The sequence below is a fragment of the Herbaspirillum sp. C7C8 genome, assembly GCF_022627875.1.
In the GTDB taxonomy this organism is placed as follows: domain Bacteria; phylum Pseudomonadota; class Gammaproteobacteria; order Burkholderiales; family Burkholderiaceae_D; genus Herbaspirillum.
On record NZ_JABXGG010000021.1, the window covers coordinates 1 to 18,592 of the forward strand.

The 18,592-nt window shown below is 61.5% G+C and carries 17 protein-coding genes and 1 tRNA gene; 13 read left to right on the forward strand and 5 right to left on the reverse strand.

From position 1 onward, the window contains the following. Positions 1–361 precede the first annotated feature (361 nt). The 4 genes from HWE01_RS19835 to HWE01_RS19850 all read right to left on the reverse strand — a co-directional run bounded on the left by HWE01_RS19835 (position 362) and on the right by HWE01_RS19850 (position 3,910). Positions 362–2,086 (reverse strand): Ivy family c-type lysozyme inhibitor, encoded by a 1,725-nt coding sequence (locus tag HWE01_RS19835; RefSeq protein ID WP_241822657.1) that lies wholly within the window; start codon positions 2,084–2,086, stop codon positions 362–364. 588 nt (positions 2,087–2,674) lie between these two features. Then, a tRNA-Ser gene (locus HWE01_RS19840) sits at positions 2,675–2,764 on the reverse strand. Positions 2,765–2,878: 114 nt separating this feature from the next. Beyond that, entirely contained in the window at positions 2,879–3,667 is a 789-nt protein-coding gene (locus HWE01_RS19845; RefSeq protein WP_241822658.1) for an SDR family oxidoreductase, read from the reverse strand. Positions 3,668–3,763: 96 nt separating this feature from the next. After that, positions 3,764–3,910, reverse strand: a complete 147-nt coding sequence (locus HWE01_RS19850) for a hypothetical protein (protein WP_241822659.1) — start codon at positions 3,908–3,910, stop codon at positions 3,764–3,766. A gap of 12 nt (positions 3,911–3,922) precedes the next feature. Here HWE01_RS19850 and HWE01_RS19855 point away from each other — a divergent pair, with 12 nt between their 5' ends. Beyond that, positions 3,923–4,687, forward strand: coding sequence for a sulfite exporter TauE/SafE family protein (locus tag HWE01_RS19855; protein WP_008329753.1), 765 nt, complete (start codon positions 3,923–3,925; stop codon positions 4,685–4,687). A 26-nt stretch (positions 4,688–4,713) separates the two neighbouring features. Here the strand turns inward: HWE01_RS19855 and HWE01_RS19860 are convergent, their stop codons facing one another. Then, positions 4,714–5,676 (reverse strand): LysR family transcriptional regulator, encoded by a 963-nt coding sequence (locus HWE01_RS19860; protein ID WP_008329751.1) that lies wholly within the window; start codon positions 5,674–5,676, stop codon positions 4,714–4,716. Between the two features lie 295 nt (positions 5,677–5,971). On the opposite strand from HWE01_RS19860, the gene HWE01_RS19865 reads away from it, so the two are divergent. From HWE01_RS19865 to HWE01_RS19920, 12 genes are all read left to right on the forward strand, one after another. After that, positions 5,972–6,832 carry an HTD2 family dehydratase gene (locus tag HWE01_RS19865; RefSeq protein ID WP_008329750.1) on the forward strand — a complete coding sequence of 287 codons (861 nt, stop codon included), beginning with the start codon at positions 5,972–5,974 and terminating at the stop codon, positions 6,830–6,832. Positions 6,833–6,872: 40 nt separating this feature from the next. Then, positions 6,873–8,039 (forward strand): acyl-CoA dehydrogenase family protein, encoded by a 1,167-nt coding sequence (locus HWE01_RS19870; RefSeq protein WP_175344560.1) that lies wholly within the window; start codon positions 6,873–6,875, stop codon positions 8,037–8,039. Between the two features lie 8 nt (positions 8,040–8,047). Continuing rightward, on the forward strand, positions 8,048–9,451 hold the full coding sequence (locus tag HWE01_RS19875; protein WP_241822660.1) for an MmgE/PrpD family protein: 1,404 nt from the start codon (positions 8,048–8,050) through the stop codon (positions 9,449–9,451). Positions 9,452–9,505: 54 nt separating this feature from the next. Further along, positions 9,506–10,696 carry a CaiB/BaiF CoA transferase family protein gene (locus HWE01_RS19880; protein WP_241822661.1) on the forward strand — a complete coding sequence of 397 codons (1,191 nt, stop codon included), beginning with the start codon at positions 9,506–9,508 and terminating at the stop codon, positions 10,694–10,696. After that, positions 10,696–11,535: an HpcH/HpaI aldolase/citrate lyase family protein gene (locus HWE01_RS19885; protein WP_241822662.1), complete on the forward strand. Its 840-nt coding sequence runs from the start codon at positions 10,696–10,698 to the stop codon at positions 11,533–11,535. Before HWE01_RS19880 ends, HWE01_RS19885 begins: the two co-directional genes overlap by 1 nt. Positions 11,536–11,643: 108 nt before the next feature. Then, the gene (locus tag HWE01_RS19890; RefSeq protein ID WP_241822663.1) at positions 11,644–12,954 is read left to right on the forward strand and encodes an ABC transporter substrate-binding protein; all 1,311 of its coding nucleotides are present in this window, start codon (positions 11,644–11,646) and stop codon (positions 12,952–12,954) included. Positions 12,955–12,973: 19 nt separating this feature from the next. Further along, on the forward strand, positions 12,974–13,879 hold the full coding sequence (locus HWE01_RS19895; RefSeq protein WP_241822664.1) for a branched-chain amino acid ABC transporter permease: 906 nt from the start codon (positions 12,974–12,976) through the stop codon (positions 13,877–13,879). Next, a complete protein-coding gene (locus HWE01_RS19900; RefSeq protein ID WP_241822665.1) occupies positions 13,879–14,868 on the forward strand; it encodes a branched-chain amino acid ABC transporter permease in 990 nt (329 codons plus the stop codon). Before HWE01_RS19895 ends, HWE01_RS19900 begins: the two co-directional genes overlap by 1 nt. Continuing rightward, a complete protein-coding gene (locus tag HWE01_RS19905; RefSeq protein WP_241822666.1) occupies positions 14,865–15,605 on the forward strand; it encodes an ABC transporter ATP-binding protein in 741 nt (246 codons plus the stop codon). The genes HWE01_RS19900 and HWE01_RS19905 overlap by 4 nt, the downstream gene beginning before the upstream one ends. 1 nt (position 15,606) lies before the next feature. After that, on the forward strand, positions 15,607–16,284 hold the full coding sequence (locus tag HWE01_RS19910; RefSeq protein ID WP_241822667.1) for an ABC transporter ATP-binding protein: 678 nt from the start codon (positions 15,607–15,609) through the stop codon (positions 16,282–16,284). A 67-nt stretch (positions 16,285–16,351) separates the two neighbouring features. Beyond that, positions 16,352–17,794 carry an aldehyde dehydrogenase family protein gene (locus HWE01_RS19915; protein ID WP_241822668.1) on the forward strand — a complete coding sequence of 481 codons (1,443 nt, stop codon included), beginning with the start codon at positions 16,352–16,354 and terminating at the stop codon, positions 17,792–17,794. Positions 17,795–17,804: 10 nt separating this feature from the next. After that, complete coding sequence (locus HWE01_RS19920; protein ID WP_241822669.1) at positions 17,805–18,575, forward strand: SDR family oxidoreductase; 771 nt, start codon at positions 17,805–17,807, stop codon at positions 18,573–18,575. Positions 18,576–18,592 lie beyond the last annotated feature (17 nt).

The window sequence follows — 18,592 nt, forward strand, 5'->3', positions numbered from 1 at the left end:
GGAAAGGGCTGAATCGGACATATCTATGAAGCCGGAAATTTCTACTTTAGACCGGTACTAATTCTGGGGTACGGTCATTTTAACCGCAGACTCCAAGTCGTTCTCGTACTAAATTGGGGAGCAGGTCAGAGCGAGTGGTGCTTCGAAATGGTTAGGTGATTGATAGCCCAGCGCTGAGTGCATACGTCGCTCGTTGTAAATCTCTTCGATGAAATATAGAAGAGGTGTTCATTGCCGGAGAGCGTAACGAGCGGCTCTTGCGAGTGGAGGTGAAGGGGCTGTCTGGCGAAGGAATGGCCGTTGAGCTTACATCGAACGAGTATGATGCGTTCAAGGAAAATAAGATGGAAAAGTGATCGGTTCACTGAAATTCTCTCAAAGCAATCTTCTCGTCGACGTACCATCGAATCAGGCACTCTCGATCTTGGCAAGCGGTTTCGCGGTAGTTCCAGGCCTGCCGGGCGTGTGCTTTAAGGGCTGTCTGATCATTGACGGCCAGCTTAGCTTTGGCAAGTTCATCGGCCAATTCACGGTCATGTTGTGCAAGTTCCGGATCCTGGCAAATTAGCTTTTCCGCATAGGAACGCTTTTTGCTGCAGTCGAAGCTCGTCTTTTGCGTGGGCGTCGCCGCGGCGGCTTTTGGCTGATCGTTGCTCACGTTCATGCCATTTGAGGTGAGCCACGCAACGATCGGTGAGCCTTCCAAAGGGGCATTCGGCCATCCGAACCCTTTAGCGTTGGCCTTGTTCGTGGTGTAGTCGGTCGTCTCTTTGTAGACGACGGTCCCTCTGCCAGTGGCCTTATCAATCGAAAATGCGGCGATATCCGAACCACAAAAATGGGCCATACAACCTTCAGCAAAATAGTAGCCATCTTTGAATTGAATGCCATCTTTATCGCTGACATATAGTCGTTCAGCGATTTTCTTCCAGTCGGCGGCTGATATGCCATAGAAGGCAGCCCTAAAGCGTGCATCTTTGACGACGTCTGCAGGGTGTTTGCCCTTTAACCAGCTGAGATCAGAAGCACCTTTAGTATTCTCTCCGCTTTTTACGCTCCTATTGCTGTCGGCAACCTGCTTGGAGGTGCTTTTTCCCGTAGCAGCATTTTCACTCATGGTTGCACTATTGGTGTTAGACGCGGTCTGTGTTTTGCCGGTATCGTGGGGCTGAACCAGCACGGTCAATACCAGTAAGGCGACAATGGTGCCAAGCGTCCACGCCTTTGCTCGGGTGCGATCCACGGGCATTACAAATGTGGGCTTTGGCGTAATTTCCGTAGCCATGCGTAGCGAGAAGTGATGGTCAGCTTCGTCAATTTCGGCTTTGGCTTGCGATTTCTGCTGAGCAAAGGATTGAATTTTGAAGAATGAGAACAGTATGGCGCCGGCCACGAAGGCGCCACCAAGCGGCAGATTGCCTGAGCTCATGATCAACCATCCGACAATGCAGACGATGAACGGCCATAATAAGGCGGGGCGGTTTGGCCATTGCGCGATAGCTGAATTCAGCGCGTTCGCTGCAGCTTCCAAGCCTTCATGATCGCCTGCATGTTCGCTGCACTGTTTTTCGATGTCATACAACGCCCGCATTGCCTTTTCTTTTTCCGCCAACGAAATGCTACCAATGTCGATAGCAAGTCTAATGGCGCGAGAGGTCACTTCCAAATCGCCTGCAATACTATTAAGAAAATCCTGGTGATCGCCCAGCGTAGCTGCTTCAGCAATATCTTCGGGGGCAACGTAGACACCGTGAGAAAGAAAATACTGCCTTAGCGTATCGGTTAGGCGACTCTGCAGACGGTCCACAAAATCACGGGTGGCTTGCTCTCGCTTGGACAAGCGGACGATGCCGTCTGGGTCGATCGACGTGCTTCCTTTGAGCCGGGGATCCTGGCGGCCAGATGATTTGCGGCTATTCAGATTTTGGGTATAGCGAATTCCTGATCCAGGAATGCTTGCGGTGACGCGCCCACGTGTGTTGTAGGTCAGTCCTTTTGTACCGAGCGAGGCGCTGACGCCTTTTTTGCTCAGATTAATGCGCACGCCTGGTGCAATCTTGATGCTTTTTCTAAAACCCCATCCCATGCCGATCCCCTAAGTAGTTTTTTGAGTTTGATCGTTCGTACATGAATATCGAGAGCCACGCTATCGTTCCCCAACGTTGTTTATGTCGTACGCTCGATTCATTGATCGCGCAATATTATCGCGATATGGTTCATCACGTCAGTGCTGGCAAAGTAGCAAAAAGAAAGTGAGGATTGTTGCGTGGAAACCCTCTGTCTTGGACGCTGCGTAGGCCCGAAATTTGCGATAAATTTTCTACGGGGCTGAATGAGCTAATTCGTAAATGAGGAATGGGATGGCAAATCCAGAACAGCATTTCTTGGTTGTCGATGACTTCGCGACTGTTGATTTGCGGGAGAAATTGACGCAGTTTGATTTTTGAAGTCCCAAGGCCAGACCGAAGTAGAACAAGGTGGCCCCGGGTCAAGGGGCAATACAAATCAACACGCAGCCTTCGAGTTGGTTGACGACTGTTTTGCACCAGTCGCTGGCCCACAGAGGGCTAACGCAATCCCATCAGAGCCAAGTCATCGTGGCATGCCCAATGGCATACTGGTTGTGGTGGAAAAAGAAAAAGCCCTTAAAAATCAAGGGCTTTTTCAAATTTCCTGGCGGAGGCTGTGAGATTCGAACTCACGGACGGGTCACCCCGTCGGCAGTTTTCAAGACTGCTGGTTTAAACCACTCACCCAAACCTCCTTGTGCCGCAGCCGGGCATGGCGCCCGTCGCACGAGGGCCGCATTATACATCACATCACTTGCTTTGCATCCATCCCTTTCCGGCATGCCATGCGCCAGCGCAGCAGACCTGCCTCAGAACGTTCCCGGATAAGCCCCGCCATCCATCAACAGATTCTGTCCCGTGATGAAACCCGCCTGAGCACTGCACAGATAGGCACAGGCATCGCCAAACTCGGCCGGATCGCCGAAGCGCCCGGCCGGGTTGAGCTTGCGCCGCTCCGCCAGCACTTCATCCACGCTGCGCCCGCTCTCGGCGGCGGCACCGCTGGCGGTGGAACGCAGGCGATCGGTCTCGAACGGCCCCGGCAGGAGATTGTTGATCGTCACGTTGTGCGCCACCGTCTTGCGCGCCAGTCCCGCCACAAAACCGGTCAGCCCCGAACGCGCACCATTGGAGAGTCCCAGAATGTCGATCGGCGCCCGTACCGCGCTGGAGGTGATATTGACGATGCGCCCGAAGCCGCGCGCAATCATGCCATCCACCGTGGCCTTGATGAGCTCGATGGGCGTGAGCATGTTGGCGTCCACCGCCGCAATCCAGTCCTCCCGCGTCCACTCACGGAAGTCCCCCGGCTTGGGGCCGCCTGCATTGGTCACCAGGATGTCCGGAGCAGGGCAGGCAGCCAGCGCCAGGGCGCGTCCTTCCGGGGTGGTGATGTCGCAGACGACGGCGGCAATGACGGCGCCGGTGGCGGCGGTCTCCGCGCGGATCGCCCGGGCCGTGGCTTCCAGCGCCTCGGCACCGCGCGCCAGCAGGGTCACGTGGACGCCCTCACGCGCCAGCGAGAACGCGCAGGCGCGACCAAGTCCTTTGCTCGATGCGCAGACCAGCGCAGTTTTACCTTTGATGCCGAGATCCATTCTGTTGTCCTTTGCTTGAGGGGGATGGCAGAAAAACACAAGCGGCCGGGACAGCATGGGCCGGCTGCGCTACACTGTCGGGCCTGAACGGCGGCGCTACTTCTTCATCACCATGTAGATGGCCAGCGCAATGAGGGCGATAACGCCCATCTCCAGCGCAAACACCATGACGCCGCTCATGTCAGTCTCCTTTTTTATCCTTCGATGCGGCCACTGCATCCTGCAGCCGGCCAGCAGAGGCATCACTGTACACCGATGACGGCTTCCTTGTTTTTCTCCGGCGTAGTCAACTTCCTGCTCGGTGGCCTGCTGGGCGCCATGGGCGGTCTGTTCGGGATCGGCGGCGGGCTCATCGCCATTCCGGTGCTGGGCTACCTCTACGGCATGGACCAGCAACTGGCCCAGGGCACGGCGCTGGTGATGATCGTGCCCAATGTCGTCATCGCCTTCTGGCGCTACCGGCAGCGCAATCGCATCCAGTGGAGTACGGCCGCGATGATGTGCGTGCCCGCCGTCGTGACCACCTACCTCGCGGCCCGGATAGCCACAGCCATGGCCGCACGCAGCCTGCATGTCTGCTTCGCCGCCTTCATGGGGCTGCTCGCGCTTTACTACCTGTGGACGCTGTTGCGCAACAAGCGCAGCGTCGAGTCGTCCATGGTGCTCTCACGCCGCTACATTCCACTGGTGGGGATGTCGGCCGGAGCCTCGGCCGGTTTCTTCAGCGTGGGCGGCGCCATCGTGGCCGTGCCCATGCTGACGGCCTTGTTCGGCGTGACGCAGACCGCCGCGCAAGGCCTCGGACTGGCCATGGTCACGCCCGGCACCCTGGTGGCGCTGTGGACCTACGCCCAAGCGGGCCACGTGGACTGGTCAGTCGGTCTGCCCATGGCGCTGGGCGGCGTGCTGAGCATCTCATGGGGCGTGGCGCTGGCGCACCATTTGCCGGAACGGCGTCTGCGCATCCTCTTCTGCGCGGCATTGTTGTTGCTGTCGGTCTGGATGATGATCGGCGGCTGAGCGCTTCTCTTCCGTCCAGCACCACCTCAGGCGCTCTTCCTTGCACGAGCGACAGGCTTGCCTGCATCGGGCGCAGATAGTTTGTCTTCGTCATTGTCCGGCATCATCTGCTCGCTGATGAACTCCACCAGGTTGCGGGCATGCGGCGAGAGCGTCTCCATGTTCTGAAACACCATGCTGCGCTCGCGTACGCTCCACGGATCGCTCAATTCCACCACCGATAACTGCATGGTCTGCTGATGCCGCTGTGCCGCTGAACGCGGCACGATGCCGATGCCGACATTGGTCTCGATCATGCGGCACATGGCTTCGAAGCTGCGTACCTGGATACGCAACTTGAGCCGCTGGCCATGCCCGGCCACGATGTTGTTGAGGAAATGGTGCAGGGTGCTGCCCTCGTGCAGGCCGATGTGTTCGTATTCCAGCGTGTCCTGGAAGGGAAGGCTGCCAGCGCCGGCCAGCGGGTGTTCCAGCGCGGTGGCCAGGACCAGGCGGTCGGTGGAGAAGTTGAGCACCTGCAATCCATCTCCCTGTACCGGACCGGCGACGATGCCGATGTCGGCCGTGCCTTCCTGGATGCCGCGCAGGATGTCATGGTTCAGGCGTTCTTCCAGGGCGACATTGACCTGCGGATACCTGGCCAGGAACTTGCCGAGAATCTCGGGCATGAATTCGGTCACCGCCGTGGTGTTGGCGAAGATGCGGATATAGCCCTTGATGCCGTTGTTGTACTGCTGCATGTCGCTCTTGAGATGTTCCATCTGCTGCATGAAGAGCTGTGCGTGATGCAGCAAGGTCTGCCCGGCCGGTGTCAGTTGCACGCCCTTGCTCTCGCGATAAAGCAGGCGCGTACCGAAACGTGTCTCCAGTTCCTTGATGCGGTTGCTGGTGGCGGCCAGCGAGAGATTCATGCGCTCGGCGCTGCGGGTGAGGCTGTTGAGTTCGGCAATCAGGATGAACAGGCGCAGGTCGGTCAGATCGAAAAGCATGATGTCTCCCGGAAAGGATCAGTGAGGATCTCGCTTGCATTCCGGCAAGCCGCCCTCTCTTGTGTTGCGGCACGTTCCCGCGTTCGTTGCGCGCGTGCCCTCGGTGGCTGCTCATGGTACGCCGATTTGTCCGAGCGCATGCAGAGAAATCCCTGGCGCGCGTGATGCGATGCCGCATCCGCATCCTGGACGTGACTTCAGTTCTGCGTAAGCCCCCCTTCCAAAAATACAGATTGTTTGCCGCGTCGGCTGGCCACAGACTGGCGCCCATTGCACAACAACGACACGAGCAGACATGTCGCATCCCGACCTGGATATCACCTTGCTGCGTCAGTGGCTGGACAAGACCGAAACGCGCCACGACCAGATCAATCCTGCCTTTGCGGCAGCGCTGGCGGCGACGCTGGACGGTCCGCGTTATCCCGTCGCCGGGGATGCGCTGCCGCCCTTGTGGCACTGGATCTATTTCTGGAACGTGTGCCCTCAGTCGGAGGTGGGCGCGGATGGGCATCCGCAGCGTGGTGGCTTCCTGCCGCCGGTACCCTTGCCGCGGCGCATGTGGGCCGGAGGCCGGCTGCGCTTTGCCGCGCCGCTACCCATCGGCGCACAGGCCGAGAAAGTCTCGCGCATTGCCAGCGTGGACGTGAAGCAGGGACGCACCGGCGCGCTGGCCTTCGTGACCGTGCAGCACACCATCCATCATCAGGGCCAGCTCTGCCTGAGCGAAGAGCACGATATCGTCTATCGCGATTTGCCGCAGCCTGGTGCACCGGTGGCGGTAGCCCAAAGCGCGCCCGCCGATGCGCGCTGGTCGCGCCGGGTGGTGCCCGATCCGGTGCTGCTGTTTCGCTATTCGGCGCTGACCTTCAACGGTCATCGCATCCATTACGACCGCAGCTATGTCACCGGGGTTGAGGGCTATCCCGGCCTGATCGTGCATGGTCCGCTGATCGCCACCTTGCTGGTCGACCTGCTGGCGCGCGAGATGCCGCAGGCGGTGCTGCGCGAGTTCAATTTCCGTGCCGTGGGCAGCCTGTTCGATATCGAGCCCTTCACGCTGTGCGGCAAGCCCGCAGCCGATGGCAGGAGCGTAGCACTGTGGGCGCAGAACCAGCGCGGCGAGCTGGCGATGCAGGCGCAAGCCCTGTTGGGCTAAAAAAATAAATCATTTACACAATATTGAGCCGGAGTCCCTCATGTCGTATCAAACCGTCCCCGATGCCTACACCGACCTGCGCGATGCCGTGCGCGACCTGTGCCAGACCTTCCCCGCAGAATACTGGCGCAAGGTCGACGAGGCACGCGGCTATCCCGAGCAGTTTGTCGATGCTCTCACCAAGGCCGGCTGGATGGCCGCGTTGATTCCGCAGCAATACGGCGGTTCCGGATTGGGCTTGACCGAAGCCTCGGTCATCATGGAAGAGATCAACCGTACCGGTGGCAATTCCGGGGCCTGCCACGGCCAGATGTACAACATGGGCACCTTGCTGCGTCACGGCTCCGAACGGCAGAAGCAGCAGTACCTGCCCAAGATCGCCAGCGGTGAACTGCGCCTGCAATCGATGGGCGTGACCGAACCGACCACCGGTACCGATACCACGCGTATCAAGACCGTGGCGGTGAAGAAGGGCGATCGCTACGTGGTCAACGGCCAGAAAGTGTGGATCTCCCGAGTCCAGCATTCGGATCTGATGATCCTGCTGGCACGGACCACGCCGCTGGACCAGGTCAAGAAGAAATCCGAAGGCATGTCCATTTTCCTGGTCGATCTGAAGGAGGCCATCGGCAAGGGGCTGGAGGTGCGGCCCATCCTGAACATGGTCAACCATGAGACCAATGAACTCTTCTTCGACAACCTGGAAATTCCCGCCGAGAATCTGATCGGCGAGGAAGGGCGGGGCTTCAAGTACATCCTCGACGGCCTCAATGCCGAACGCACCCTGATCGCCGCCGAGTGCATCGGCGATGGTTACTGGTTCATCGACAAGGCTACCGCCTATGCCAATGAGCGCGTGGTGTTTGATCGGCCCATCGGCATGAACCAGGGCGTGCAGTTCCCGATTGCCGACGCCTACATCGAGATCGAAGCCGCCAACCTGATGCGCTACAAGGCCTGCGAACTCTTCGATGCGCACCAGAATTGTGGCGCCCAGGCCAACATGGCCAAGTACCTGGCAGCCAAGGCCTCGTGGGAAGCGGCCAATGTCTGCCTGCAGACCCATGGCGGCTTCGGCTTTGCCTGCGAATACGACGTCGAGCGCAAGTTCCGTGAGACGCGCCTGTACCAGGTGGCGCCGATTTCGACCAACCTGATTTTTTCCTACGTGGCCGAGCACATTCTCGGTCTGCCGCGTTCCTTCTGAGGCAAATCATGCAGGCCATTGCAGAAAACTCCACCCATGGTGCAGAAAACGTCAGGCCCGATGAGCATCCCTCGCGCCTGCTGGCGGCCTTTCTGGCCGGGCTGCGTTACGAGGATATCCCGACGGCAGTGATCGCCCGTACCGAAGATCTTTATCTCGATTGGTTCGCCTCGGCGCTGGCCGGCAAGACCGCGCGCCAGGTCGGCATCATCGAACGCTATGCGGCGCAGATGGGGCCGCAGCAGGGGCCGTCGACCATCCTCACCAGCCGTCGCAGTACCACGCCGTATTTTGCGGCGCTGGTCAATGGTGCAGCCTCGCATGTCGTGGAGCAGGATGACGTGCACAACGGTTCGGTGTTCCATCCGGCGGCCGTGGTATTCCCGGCTGCGCTGGCTGCTGCGCAGGCACTGGGCAAGTCCGGTGCGGACTTGCTGGTGGCCGCCGTGGCAGGCTATGAGGCCGGCATCCGCATCGGCCAATTCATGGGGCGCTCGCACTACCGGGTCTTCCATACCACCGGGACAGTGGGCACGCTGGCCGCTGCGGTGGCGGTGGGCAAGCTCATGGATTTCGATGCGCGACAATTCCTGCATGCCATGGGTTCGGCCGGAACCCAGGCCGCAGGGCTGTGGGAGTTCCTGCGCGATGCGGCCGATTCCAAGCAACTGCATACCGGCAAGGCCGCTGCCGACGGGCTGCTGGCAGCGTATCTGACGCGGGATGGTTTCACTGGCGCGCAACGCATCCTCGAAGGTGCCCAGGGCATGGCGGCCGGCATGTCCAGCGACGCCGATCCTGCTCGCCTCACCGATGGCCTGGGTACGCGCTGGGCTACGGCGGAGACCTCGTTCAAGTTCCATGCTTCCTGCCGTCATACGCATCCGGCCGCCGATGCGCTGCAATTGCTGATGCAGCGTGAAGGTCTGCGTCACGACCAGATCGCCCTGGTCACCACGCGCGTGCATCAGGGTGCCATCGATGTGCTGGGGCCGGTGGTCGATCCGCAGACGGTGCACCAGGCCAAGTTTTCCATGGGTACGGTGCTGGGCTTGATTGCCGTGCATCAGCAGGCCGGGCTGAGTGAATTTGAACAACAGGCCTTGAGCGATCCGCGCGTGGCGCAGTTCCGCCAGAAGGTGCAGATGCGGCTCGATAGCGAGGTCGATCAAGCCTATCCGGCGCGCTGGCTCGGCCGCGTGGAGGTACAGACCACTGATGGCCGCCGCTTCGAGGCAGCCGTCGATGTACCCAAGGGCGATCCCGGGAACACGCTCTCGCGGCCTGAGCTGGAACAGAAGGCGACACGGCTGATACGTTTCTCGCACGCGGCCAGCGACGCCGAGATCGCCGCGATCATCGCACGTGCCTGGCGCCTGCACGAGACGCGCGATCTGCAGCAGTTGTTCTGACGCCCGACCCTATCCGATCATCCCGACGCGCCAAGTACGCCAGGAGCACACGCCATGTCGCAAGCCAATCGCCCGCTGGAGGGCATCACCGTCATCAGCCTGGAGCACGCCATCGCGGCGCCGTTCTGTACACGCCAGCTGGCGGACCTGGGCGCCCGTGTCATCAAGATCGAGCGACCCGGGGTGGGAGATTTTGCCCGCGGCTACGATACGCGCGTCAACGGCCTGTCTTCGCACTTCGTGTGGACCAATCGTTCCAAGGAAAGCCTGACCCTCAACCTCAAGGACGAAGAGGGCAAGCGCATCATCGACCAGCTCCTGAGCGAGGCCGATGTCCTGGTGCAGAACCTGGCACCGGGCGCTGCCGCCGGTCTGGGCCTGTCGGCCAAGGTACTGCATGCGAAGCACCCGGGCCTGATCGTCTGCGATATTTCCGGTTATGGTGAGGACGGTCCTTATCGTGACAAGAAGGCGTATGACCTCTTGATCCAGAGCGAAGCAGGTTTCCTCTCGGTCACCGGTACGCCCGATGAAGTGGTGAAGGCTGGCTGCTCGATTGCCGACATCGCCGCCGGCATGTATGCCTATTCCAACATCCTGGCTGCGCTCATCAAGCGCGGGCGCGATGGACGCGGCAGCCACATCGATCTGTCGATGCTGGAGGCGTTGACGGAGTGGATGAGCTTTCCCCTGTATTACGCCTATCAGGGGGCCAGTGCGCCGGGTCGCTCGGGCGCCGAGCATGCCACCATCTATCCCTATGGCCCCTTCAAGGCCGGTGATGGCAAGACGGTCATGCTGGGCTTGCAGAACGAACGTGAATGGAAAGTCTTCTGCGAAGTGGTATTGCAGGATGCCGCGCTGGCCAGCGATGCACGCTTCTCCAGCAACGCGCGACGCCATGAGCATCGCGAAGCGCTGCGCCAGTTGATCTTGGGGATGTTTGCCGACATGAGCGCCGAGCAGGTCGTGGCGCGGCTGGATCAGGCGCAGATCGCCAATGCCCGTGTGAACACCATGCAGGAACTGTGGCAGCACCCGCAACTGGCTGCGCGCGAACGCTGGGCCGAAGTCGATACCCCGGTCGGCAAGGTCGCCGCACTGCTGCCCCCCGGTGTCAATGACAGCTACGACTACCGCATGGAGGCCATCCCGGCACTGGGCCAGCATACCGAGGCCATCCTCGGCAGACTGGGCTATGACGCGGCCGCCATCGCGGCCTTGCGCGAACGGGGAGCCGTGTGATGGCACCGCATATCACTGCCGCCAGCAGCTACCTGTTCGTGCCGGCCAACCGGCCCGAGCGCTATGCCAAGGCGCTCGAGAGCGGGGCGGACGCCGTCATCGTCGACCTCGAAGACGCTGTGGCCCTGCCGCAGAAGGAAGAGGCCCGTGCCACGCTGGCGCGCTGGCTGCGCGGCAATGGTCCGCAGGCGCGTCTGTGGGTGCGCATCAACGCCGCCGACACGGTCTGGCATGGCGATGACCTGCTGACGTTTTCTGCACTATCGATGGCGGGCATTGTTCTGCCCAAGGCGGAGGACGCCAAGACGCTGTCCTCCATCGCCCGTCGGCTGGGACCGGGGCGCGGACTGATCGCCCTCATCGAAAGTGCCGCCGGTCTGGCCGCCATGCGTGAGATCGCTGCCGTGCCGGGTGTGCAGCGACTGGCCTTCGGTTCCATTGATGCACAGGTCGATCTGGGCATGCAGTGCGGGCCGGAGGAGGAAGAGCTGACGCACTTCCGCATCGAGATGGTGATGGCCTCGCGCCTGGCCGGTATTGCCCCGCCCATCGATGGCGTGACCACGGATTTCAATGACGATGCCTTCCTCACGCGCATGGTGCAGCGGGCCCGGCGCATGGGCTTTGGCGCCAAGCTGTGCATCCATCCCCGTCAGGTCGACGGGGTGCGACGTGGCTTCATGCCCAGCGAGCGGGAACTGGCTTGGGCCGAGGAAGTGATGGCGGCCGTGCGCGCCGGCGACGGTGGTGCCATTTCGCTCAAGGGCAAGATGATCGACAGGCCGGTGATCTTGCAGGCGGAGAAATTCCTGCATCAGGCAGGGCGCCTGCCGCATTGAAGGGCAGGGCAGCAGCACAAAAAAATGACAGCAGCAGAACAGGCAGTACCCACAGTACCCACAGGCCGCAGCGGGGCGCGGCCAGGTTCCATCAACAGGAGGAGAGACATGTTCAACAAGAAAATCATCAGCACTCTGCTGTGCGCCGCAACCGCGCTGGCGTTTGCCCAGGGCGCAGCGGCCCAGGCCAAGCCGTCCGAACTGAAGATCGGTATCACCACCTTCACCTCTGGCCCGGCTTCAGTGTTTGGCGTGCCGGCCAAGCAGGCGGCCGAACTGTATCTGGAAGACCTCAATGCCAAGGGCGGCATCAACGGAGTGAAAGTGGTACCGACCTTCATCGATGAGGGCGTGGGGGGCGACAAGATGCTCTCCGAATACCGTCGCGTGGTGCAGGAAGAAAAGGTCAAGGTGATGCTGGGCTCCATCTCCAGTGGCAACTGCAACATCCTGGCCCCGGTGGCTGAAGACCTGAAGGTGTTGAACATCCTCTGGGACTGCGGTACTGAAAAAGTGCTGGAAGATCGTCGCTACAAGTACGTGGTTCGGACGCAAGCCAATGCCACCACCGAAATGGTGGCCAGCGTGCTGTACCTGCTGCGCCAGAAGCCCAACTTCAAGACCATCGCCGTGGTCAATCAGGATTACGCCTGGGGCCGCGATTCCTGGGAGCTGTTCTCGCAGACGCTGAAGGTGCTCAAGCCGGATGTGAAGGTGGTGGCCGAGCTGTTCCCCAAGTTCGGTGCCTCCGACTTCTCCACCGAGATCAGCCGCCTGCAGGCTCTGCGTCCGGACGTGATTCTTTCCACTTCCTGGGGCGGTGACCTCGATACCTTCGTGCGCCAGTCTGCCCAGCGCGGCCTGATCAAGTCTTCACTGTTCGTGCTGCCGCTGGCCGAAAGCTCGCTGGAGCGGCTGGGGACGACGCTGCCGGATGGGGTCATCATCGGCGCGCGCGGAGACCACTATTTCCTCCATCCGGTGCTGAAGGATGATCCCAAGCTCAAGGGTTTCGTTGAAAAATTCAAGGCCAGAACCGGTGCTTATCCCATCTATTCGGTCTATCACATGATCCAGGCGCTGGATGGTCTGGTGGCCGGTTATGACAAGGCGATCAAGGCCAACAAGGGCCAGTGGCCGAGTACCGAACAACTGGCCGAGGCCATGCACGGCTTGAGTTTCCGTGGTCTGACCGACCAGGTCACCATTCGCGAGGACGGCCAGGGCCTGGAAGATCAACTGCTGGGGATGACCAGGAAGGTGGCGGCCTATCCCTTCCCGATCCTGGACAAGATCGAGATCTATCCGGCCGAGATGGCCATTGCACCGGTCGGTCAGAAGTCAGTGGACTGGGTCAAGACGCTCAAGCCGGGATTGCTCAAGGACTCGCGCATCAAGACCTTCCCTGCCGTGAACTGAAGCGGGACGGACGACGATCATGAATCGGGAATTGTTCCTGCTGGCGGTGCTTGATGGCATCTCCTACGCCGCGCTGCTGTTCCTGGTGGCGCTGGGCATGACGCTGGTGTTTGGCGTCATGCGCATCCTCAACATGGCACACGGCAGCCTGTATGCCTTTGGCGGCTATTTCGCAGCCACTCTGGGCCTGTGGGCAGCTGCGCACGGGCTGTCGCCCGCCTGGTCCTTCCTGTGGCTGGTGGTGGCCGCGCTGGTGATAGGGGCGGTGCTGGGCAGCATCATGGAAGTGCTGCTGCTGCGTCGGCTCTATCAGAAAGAGCAGATCCTGCAACTGCTGGTGACCTTTGCCGCCTTCATGATCTTCGAAGACCTGCAGCGCATGATCTGGGGCGCCCAGCCTTATTTCGTCTCGGACATCGTCAGCTACCTGGGCGTGGCCGAGATTGTCGGCATCACCTATACGCGCTATCAGTTGATGGTCTTGCCGGGTGTGGCACTGGTGGTGTTCGTGGGACTGCGCTGGTTCTTGCGCTCCAGCCGTACCGGACGCCAGATCGTGGCCGTGGCGCATCACCGCGAAGTGGCCACTGCCATGGGAATCGACGCCAAGCGCATCTGCCTGCTGACCTTCGTGGCCGGATCCATGCTGGGGGCACTGGGCGGGGCGCTGGCTTCACCTACCACGTCGCTGGTACCGGGCGTGGGTGCGGAGATGATCGTGCTGTCCTTTGCCGTGGTGGCCACGGCCGGGCTGGGTCAGATCGAAGGCACACTGGTGACGGCGTTGCTGATCGGCCTGGCGCGCTCCTTCTCGGTGTATCTGCAACCAGAACTGGAGGTGCTGGTGCCTTACCTGATCATGGTGCTGGTACTGCTGTTCCGGCCGCAGGGATTGTTTTCGGTCGCCCAGGCGAGGAGGGTGTGATGACGCGAGCCAATTTTGCCGGCATGTTGCTGGCCCTGCTGGCCCTGGCCGCACCGCTGGCCTTTCCCTGGCTGAAAACGCCAGTAGTGATTGCGGCCAGCTTCGGTGTGGCGGCGTTGGGGGTGTCGATCCTGATCCGTGCCGGTCAGCTCTCCTTCGGTCATGCCATGTATTGCTGCGCGGCCGGTTATGTTGCCGCCTTCCTGGCCCGCGCCATGCCGCAGCTCGACAGTGCCCTGCTGCTGCTGGCCGGTACGCTGTGCGGTGCGGTCATGGGCATGCTTATCGGCCTGTTCGTGGTGCGTTACCGGGCGATCTTCTTCGGCATGCTCAATCTGGCCTTGTCGATGGTGCTGTTCTCCATCCTTGGCAAGTTCTACAGCTGGACCGGCGGTACCGATGGCATCCGCCTGGCGCGTTCGACCTTCTTCGGCTTGCGGCTGGACCGTGACGGTTTCGAGACTGCACTGCTGGTCGTGGCGGTGGTGCTGTCGGTCATCGTGGCTGCGCTGGTGCAGCGCTACCAGCAATCGATTGCCGGGCAGGCGCTGGCCGCTGTCAAGACCAACGAGACCCGGCTCGAGTATATCGGTCTGTCGGCCAATCGCGCCCTGTGGATCGGTTATGTCTTCTCGGCCGCCCTGTGTGGACTGTCGGGGGCAATGTTCGCCCTCATGCAGGGTCTGGTCACGCCGGAGATGGGCTACTGGGTACGCTCGGGCGAGATCGTCTTCATTTCCATCCTGGGCGGCGTGGGGCACCCGGTCGGCGCTTTCCTGGGCGCGGTGGTGTTCGAGTTCGTCAAGCTGTATTCGGCCGCGCTCTTCACCGGTGCCTGGCAGATGGTGCTGGGGCTGGTGCTGATCGGCCTGGTGTTCTTCATTCCCGGCGGGCTGTCGGGTCTGCTGTTCCGCAAGGCCAGGCCGACGCCCACCGTCGGCGACAAGACCGAACCCGGCACAGTCGTCATCAAGGAGTTGCGTCCATGAGTGCCTTATTGCAGACCCGTGGCCTGCAGCTGGCCTTCGGCGGGGTCGTGGTAGCCGATAGTATCGATTTCGAATTGCGGCAGGGCGAGCGCCTGGCCGTGATCGGACAGAACGGTGCCGGCAAGACCACCTTCATCAACATTTGCACCGGCTTCATCCGGCCCACCGGGGGCAGCGTGCACTTCGATGGCCGCGACATCACCCGCATGGCCCCGCGCGCCATTGTCCAGCGCGGTATCGGTCGTTCCTTCCAGTTGCCGCAACTGTTCCTGGAGCATACGGTGCGTGACTGCATCCGCCTGGCCGCAGCCGGTCGCAGCGGTGTGCTGCGTCTGTGGACGCCGCTGGCGCGGGTACTGCCGGACAGCGAGATCGACCGCATCCTGGATCTTGTCGGCCTGCGCCAGCGCGCCGACGATCCCTGCGCGCTGCTGCCGGAAGGCCAGCGCAAGCTGCTCGACATCGCCATGGCACTGGTGCTGCAACCCAAGCTGCTGATCATGGATGAGCCGACCAGCGGCGTCTCCACCGAGGAGAAACACGGCCTGATGGCCATCATCATGCGGGTGCTCGATGAGCAGAAGATCACCTCCATCTTTGTCGAGCACGATGTCGACATCGTGACCCGTTATGCCACCCGCGTAGCGGCGTGGATATCCGGTCGCATCGCTGCCGATGGCGAGCCGGGCGAGGTACTGGGCAATCCCGAGATCCGCCGTAACGTCATAGGGGAGTGAGATGCTGAAGATCAACCGCATCAGCGCAAGCATTGCTGGCATTACCGTGCTGCGCCGGATCGAGACCGAATTCGAGGCAGGCGCACTGCTGGCCGTAGTCGGCCGTAACGGCGCCGGCAAGACCACTTTGCTGCGCGCCATCATGGGCTTGTTGCCCTTGCAGGAAGGCAGCATCCACTTCGCCGGGCAGGACCTGGCCAGCGTGCCCGCCCACGGCCGCGCGGCGCTGGGCATCGGCTATGCACCGGAAGACCGGGTGATGTTCCCGACCCTGAGCGTGGAAGAAAACCTGCGCCTGCCCTGTGATGTGCTGGGGCTGTCCCGGTCCGAGATCGACCGCCGCCTGCAGAAGGTGGTGGAAGTGGTGCCGCAGCTCAAGGAGATGTTGCCGCGTTCGGGCGCGGCGCTCTCCGGCGGTCAGGGCAAGATCGCCGCGCTGGGACGTGCGCTCATGGCCGGCACCCGCCTGGTACTGCTGGATGAACCCTTTCAGGGCCTGGCACCGGTACTGGCGACGCAATACGGAGAATCCCTGCGCCGCCTGCGCGAGATCGACAGCCAGGTCTGCGTGGTGGTGACCGAATCCAATCGAAGCCTGTTGCGCGACCTGCCTGATGCCACCCTGATGCTCGAACGCGGTGAGCTGGTCGCCAACGGCGAACAGGCCCTGGCGCACTGAGGAATTTTTTTCTACAACGCAGGCCCGGTATCGGCCACGGCCTGCCAACCCATTTGAGGAAGAAGCCATGAGTTCCCCCAAGACCCTGTTGATCGATGGCCGCTGGCAGGCGGCTCAAGATGGCCAGGCCATCGACGTGATCGATCCCAGCCATGCCAAGGTATTCACCCAGATCTCACGGGGCGGTCAGGCCGATATCGACCTGGCGGTCGCTGCCGCAAGGCGCGCGCTCTGCGGCACCTGGGGCCGCCTGACCGCCACCGAACGCGGGCGCCTGCTGACGCGCCTGGGCGAGCTGATCCTGGCACATGCCGAGGAGATCGCGCAACTGGAAGCGCGCGATACCGGCAAGCCCATTACCGTGGCGCGCAATGACGTCAAGGTGGTGGCGCGCTACTTCGAGTTCTACGGCAGCGCCGCCGACAAGATCCACGGCGAGACCATTCCCTACCTGGATGGCTACAACGTCAGCCTGGTACGAGTGCCGCATGGCGTCACAGCGCACATCATCCCCTGGAACTATCCGGCCCAGATGTTCGGGCGCTCCCTGGCGCCCGCTCTGGCCATGGGCAACGCTACCGTACTCAAGCCTTCGGAAGACGCCTGTCTGTCTGGCATCAAGCTGGCCGAGCTGGCGATGGAGGCAGGCTTCCCGCCGGGGGCGCTCAACCTCGTCACCGGGTATGGTCACGAAGCCGGTGCGGCACTGACGGCGCATCCCGGTATCGACTTCGCCACCTTCACAGGCTCGCCGGAGGTCGGCGTCATGGTGCAGGAAGCCACTGCGAAAAATCACATTCCCTGCGTACTGGAACTGGGTGGCAAGTCGCCCCAGATTGTCTTCGATGATGTGGACATGGACAAGGCGGTGCCGGTCATCGTCAAGGCCATCACCCAAAACGCCGGACAGACCTGCTCGGCGGGCAGTCGCCTGCTGGTGCAGGAAAACATTTACGAGCGTTTCGTGGCACGGGTGGCCGAGCGCTTTGCCGACGTACAGGTCGGTACGCCCGAGATGGATCTCGATTGCGGCCCTATCGTCAATCGCAAGCAGCGCGACAGGGTGCAGGGATTCATCGACGAAGCCATCGCTTCGGGCGTGCCGGTACTGGCCCAGGCTGCCTTGGGTGCGGGTGTTCCGGGCGAGGGATATTTCGTGCGGCCGACGCTGTTTGGTCGGGTGCCGCGCGATCACAAGCTGGCCTGCCGCGAGGTCTTCGGCCCGGTACTCTCTGCCATGTCCTTCAAGGATGAAGAGGACGCGATCGCATTGGCCAATGCGACCGAGTACGGTCTGGCAGCCGGCATCTGGACCGAGAACGGCGGTCGTCAGGCGCGGCTGGCGCAGCGTGTGCTGTCAGGGCAGGTCTTCATCAATTGCTATGGCGCAGGCGGGGGCGTGGAGCTGCCCTTCGGCGGTGTCAAGAAAAGCGGCCATGGTCGCGAGAAGGGCTTGCTGGCGCTGGAAGAGATGAGTACCACCAAGACCATCGTTCACTATTTCAAGTAAGGAGCAACCCATGTCACAGCTTGCAGGCAAGGTCGCCATCGTCACCGGGGCAGCTGGCGGATTCGGCGCGGAGATCGCGCGTGCCTATGTACGTGAAGGCGCCAGCGTGCTGATCGCCGATATCAATGGCGCGGGCGCACAGGCCCTGGCGCAACAGCTGGGCTCCAGGGCGGCTGCCGTTACCTGTGATGTCACCAGTGCGGCGGCGGTGCAGGCGGCGGTACGCCAGTGCGTCGAGGCTTTCGGCATTCCCGATATCGTGGTCAATAACGCCGGTGCCACCCACAGAAACCAGCCCATGCTGCAGGTCGATGAGCAGACCTTCGACCGCGTCTTTGCCATCAATGTGAAATCCATTTTCCACATGACGCATGCCGTGGTTCCACTCATGCGCCAACGCAACCAGGGTGAGCCGGGACGCGGCGGAGTGATCCTCAATGTCGGTTCGGTGGCGGGCATCCGGCCGCGTCCTGGCCTGACCTGGTACAACAGTTCCAAGGGCGCGGTCAACATGCTTTCCAAGTCGATGGCCGTGGAACTGGCTCCGGACCGCATTCGCGTCAATGCCATCTGTCCGGTCATGGGGGCCACGGGGCTGCTGGAGCAGTTCATGGGGGTGCCCGACACACCGGAGAACCGTGCCCGCTTCATCGCCACCATTCCGCTGGGCCGCATGTGCGAGGCCACCGATGTGGCCAATGTGGCGGTATTCCTGGCGACCGACGCTTCGCATTTCTTGACCGGGATGGAAGTACCGGTCGATGGCGGTCGTGTAATCTAGGCGTTTTCCAACCAAGA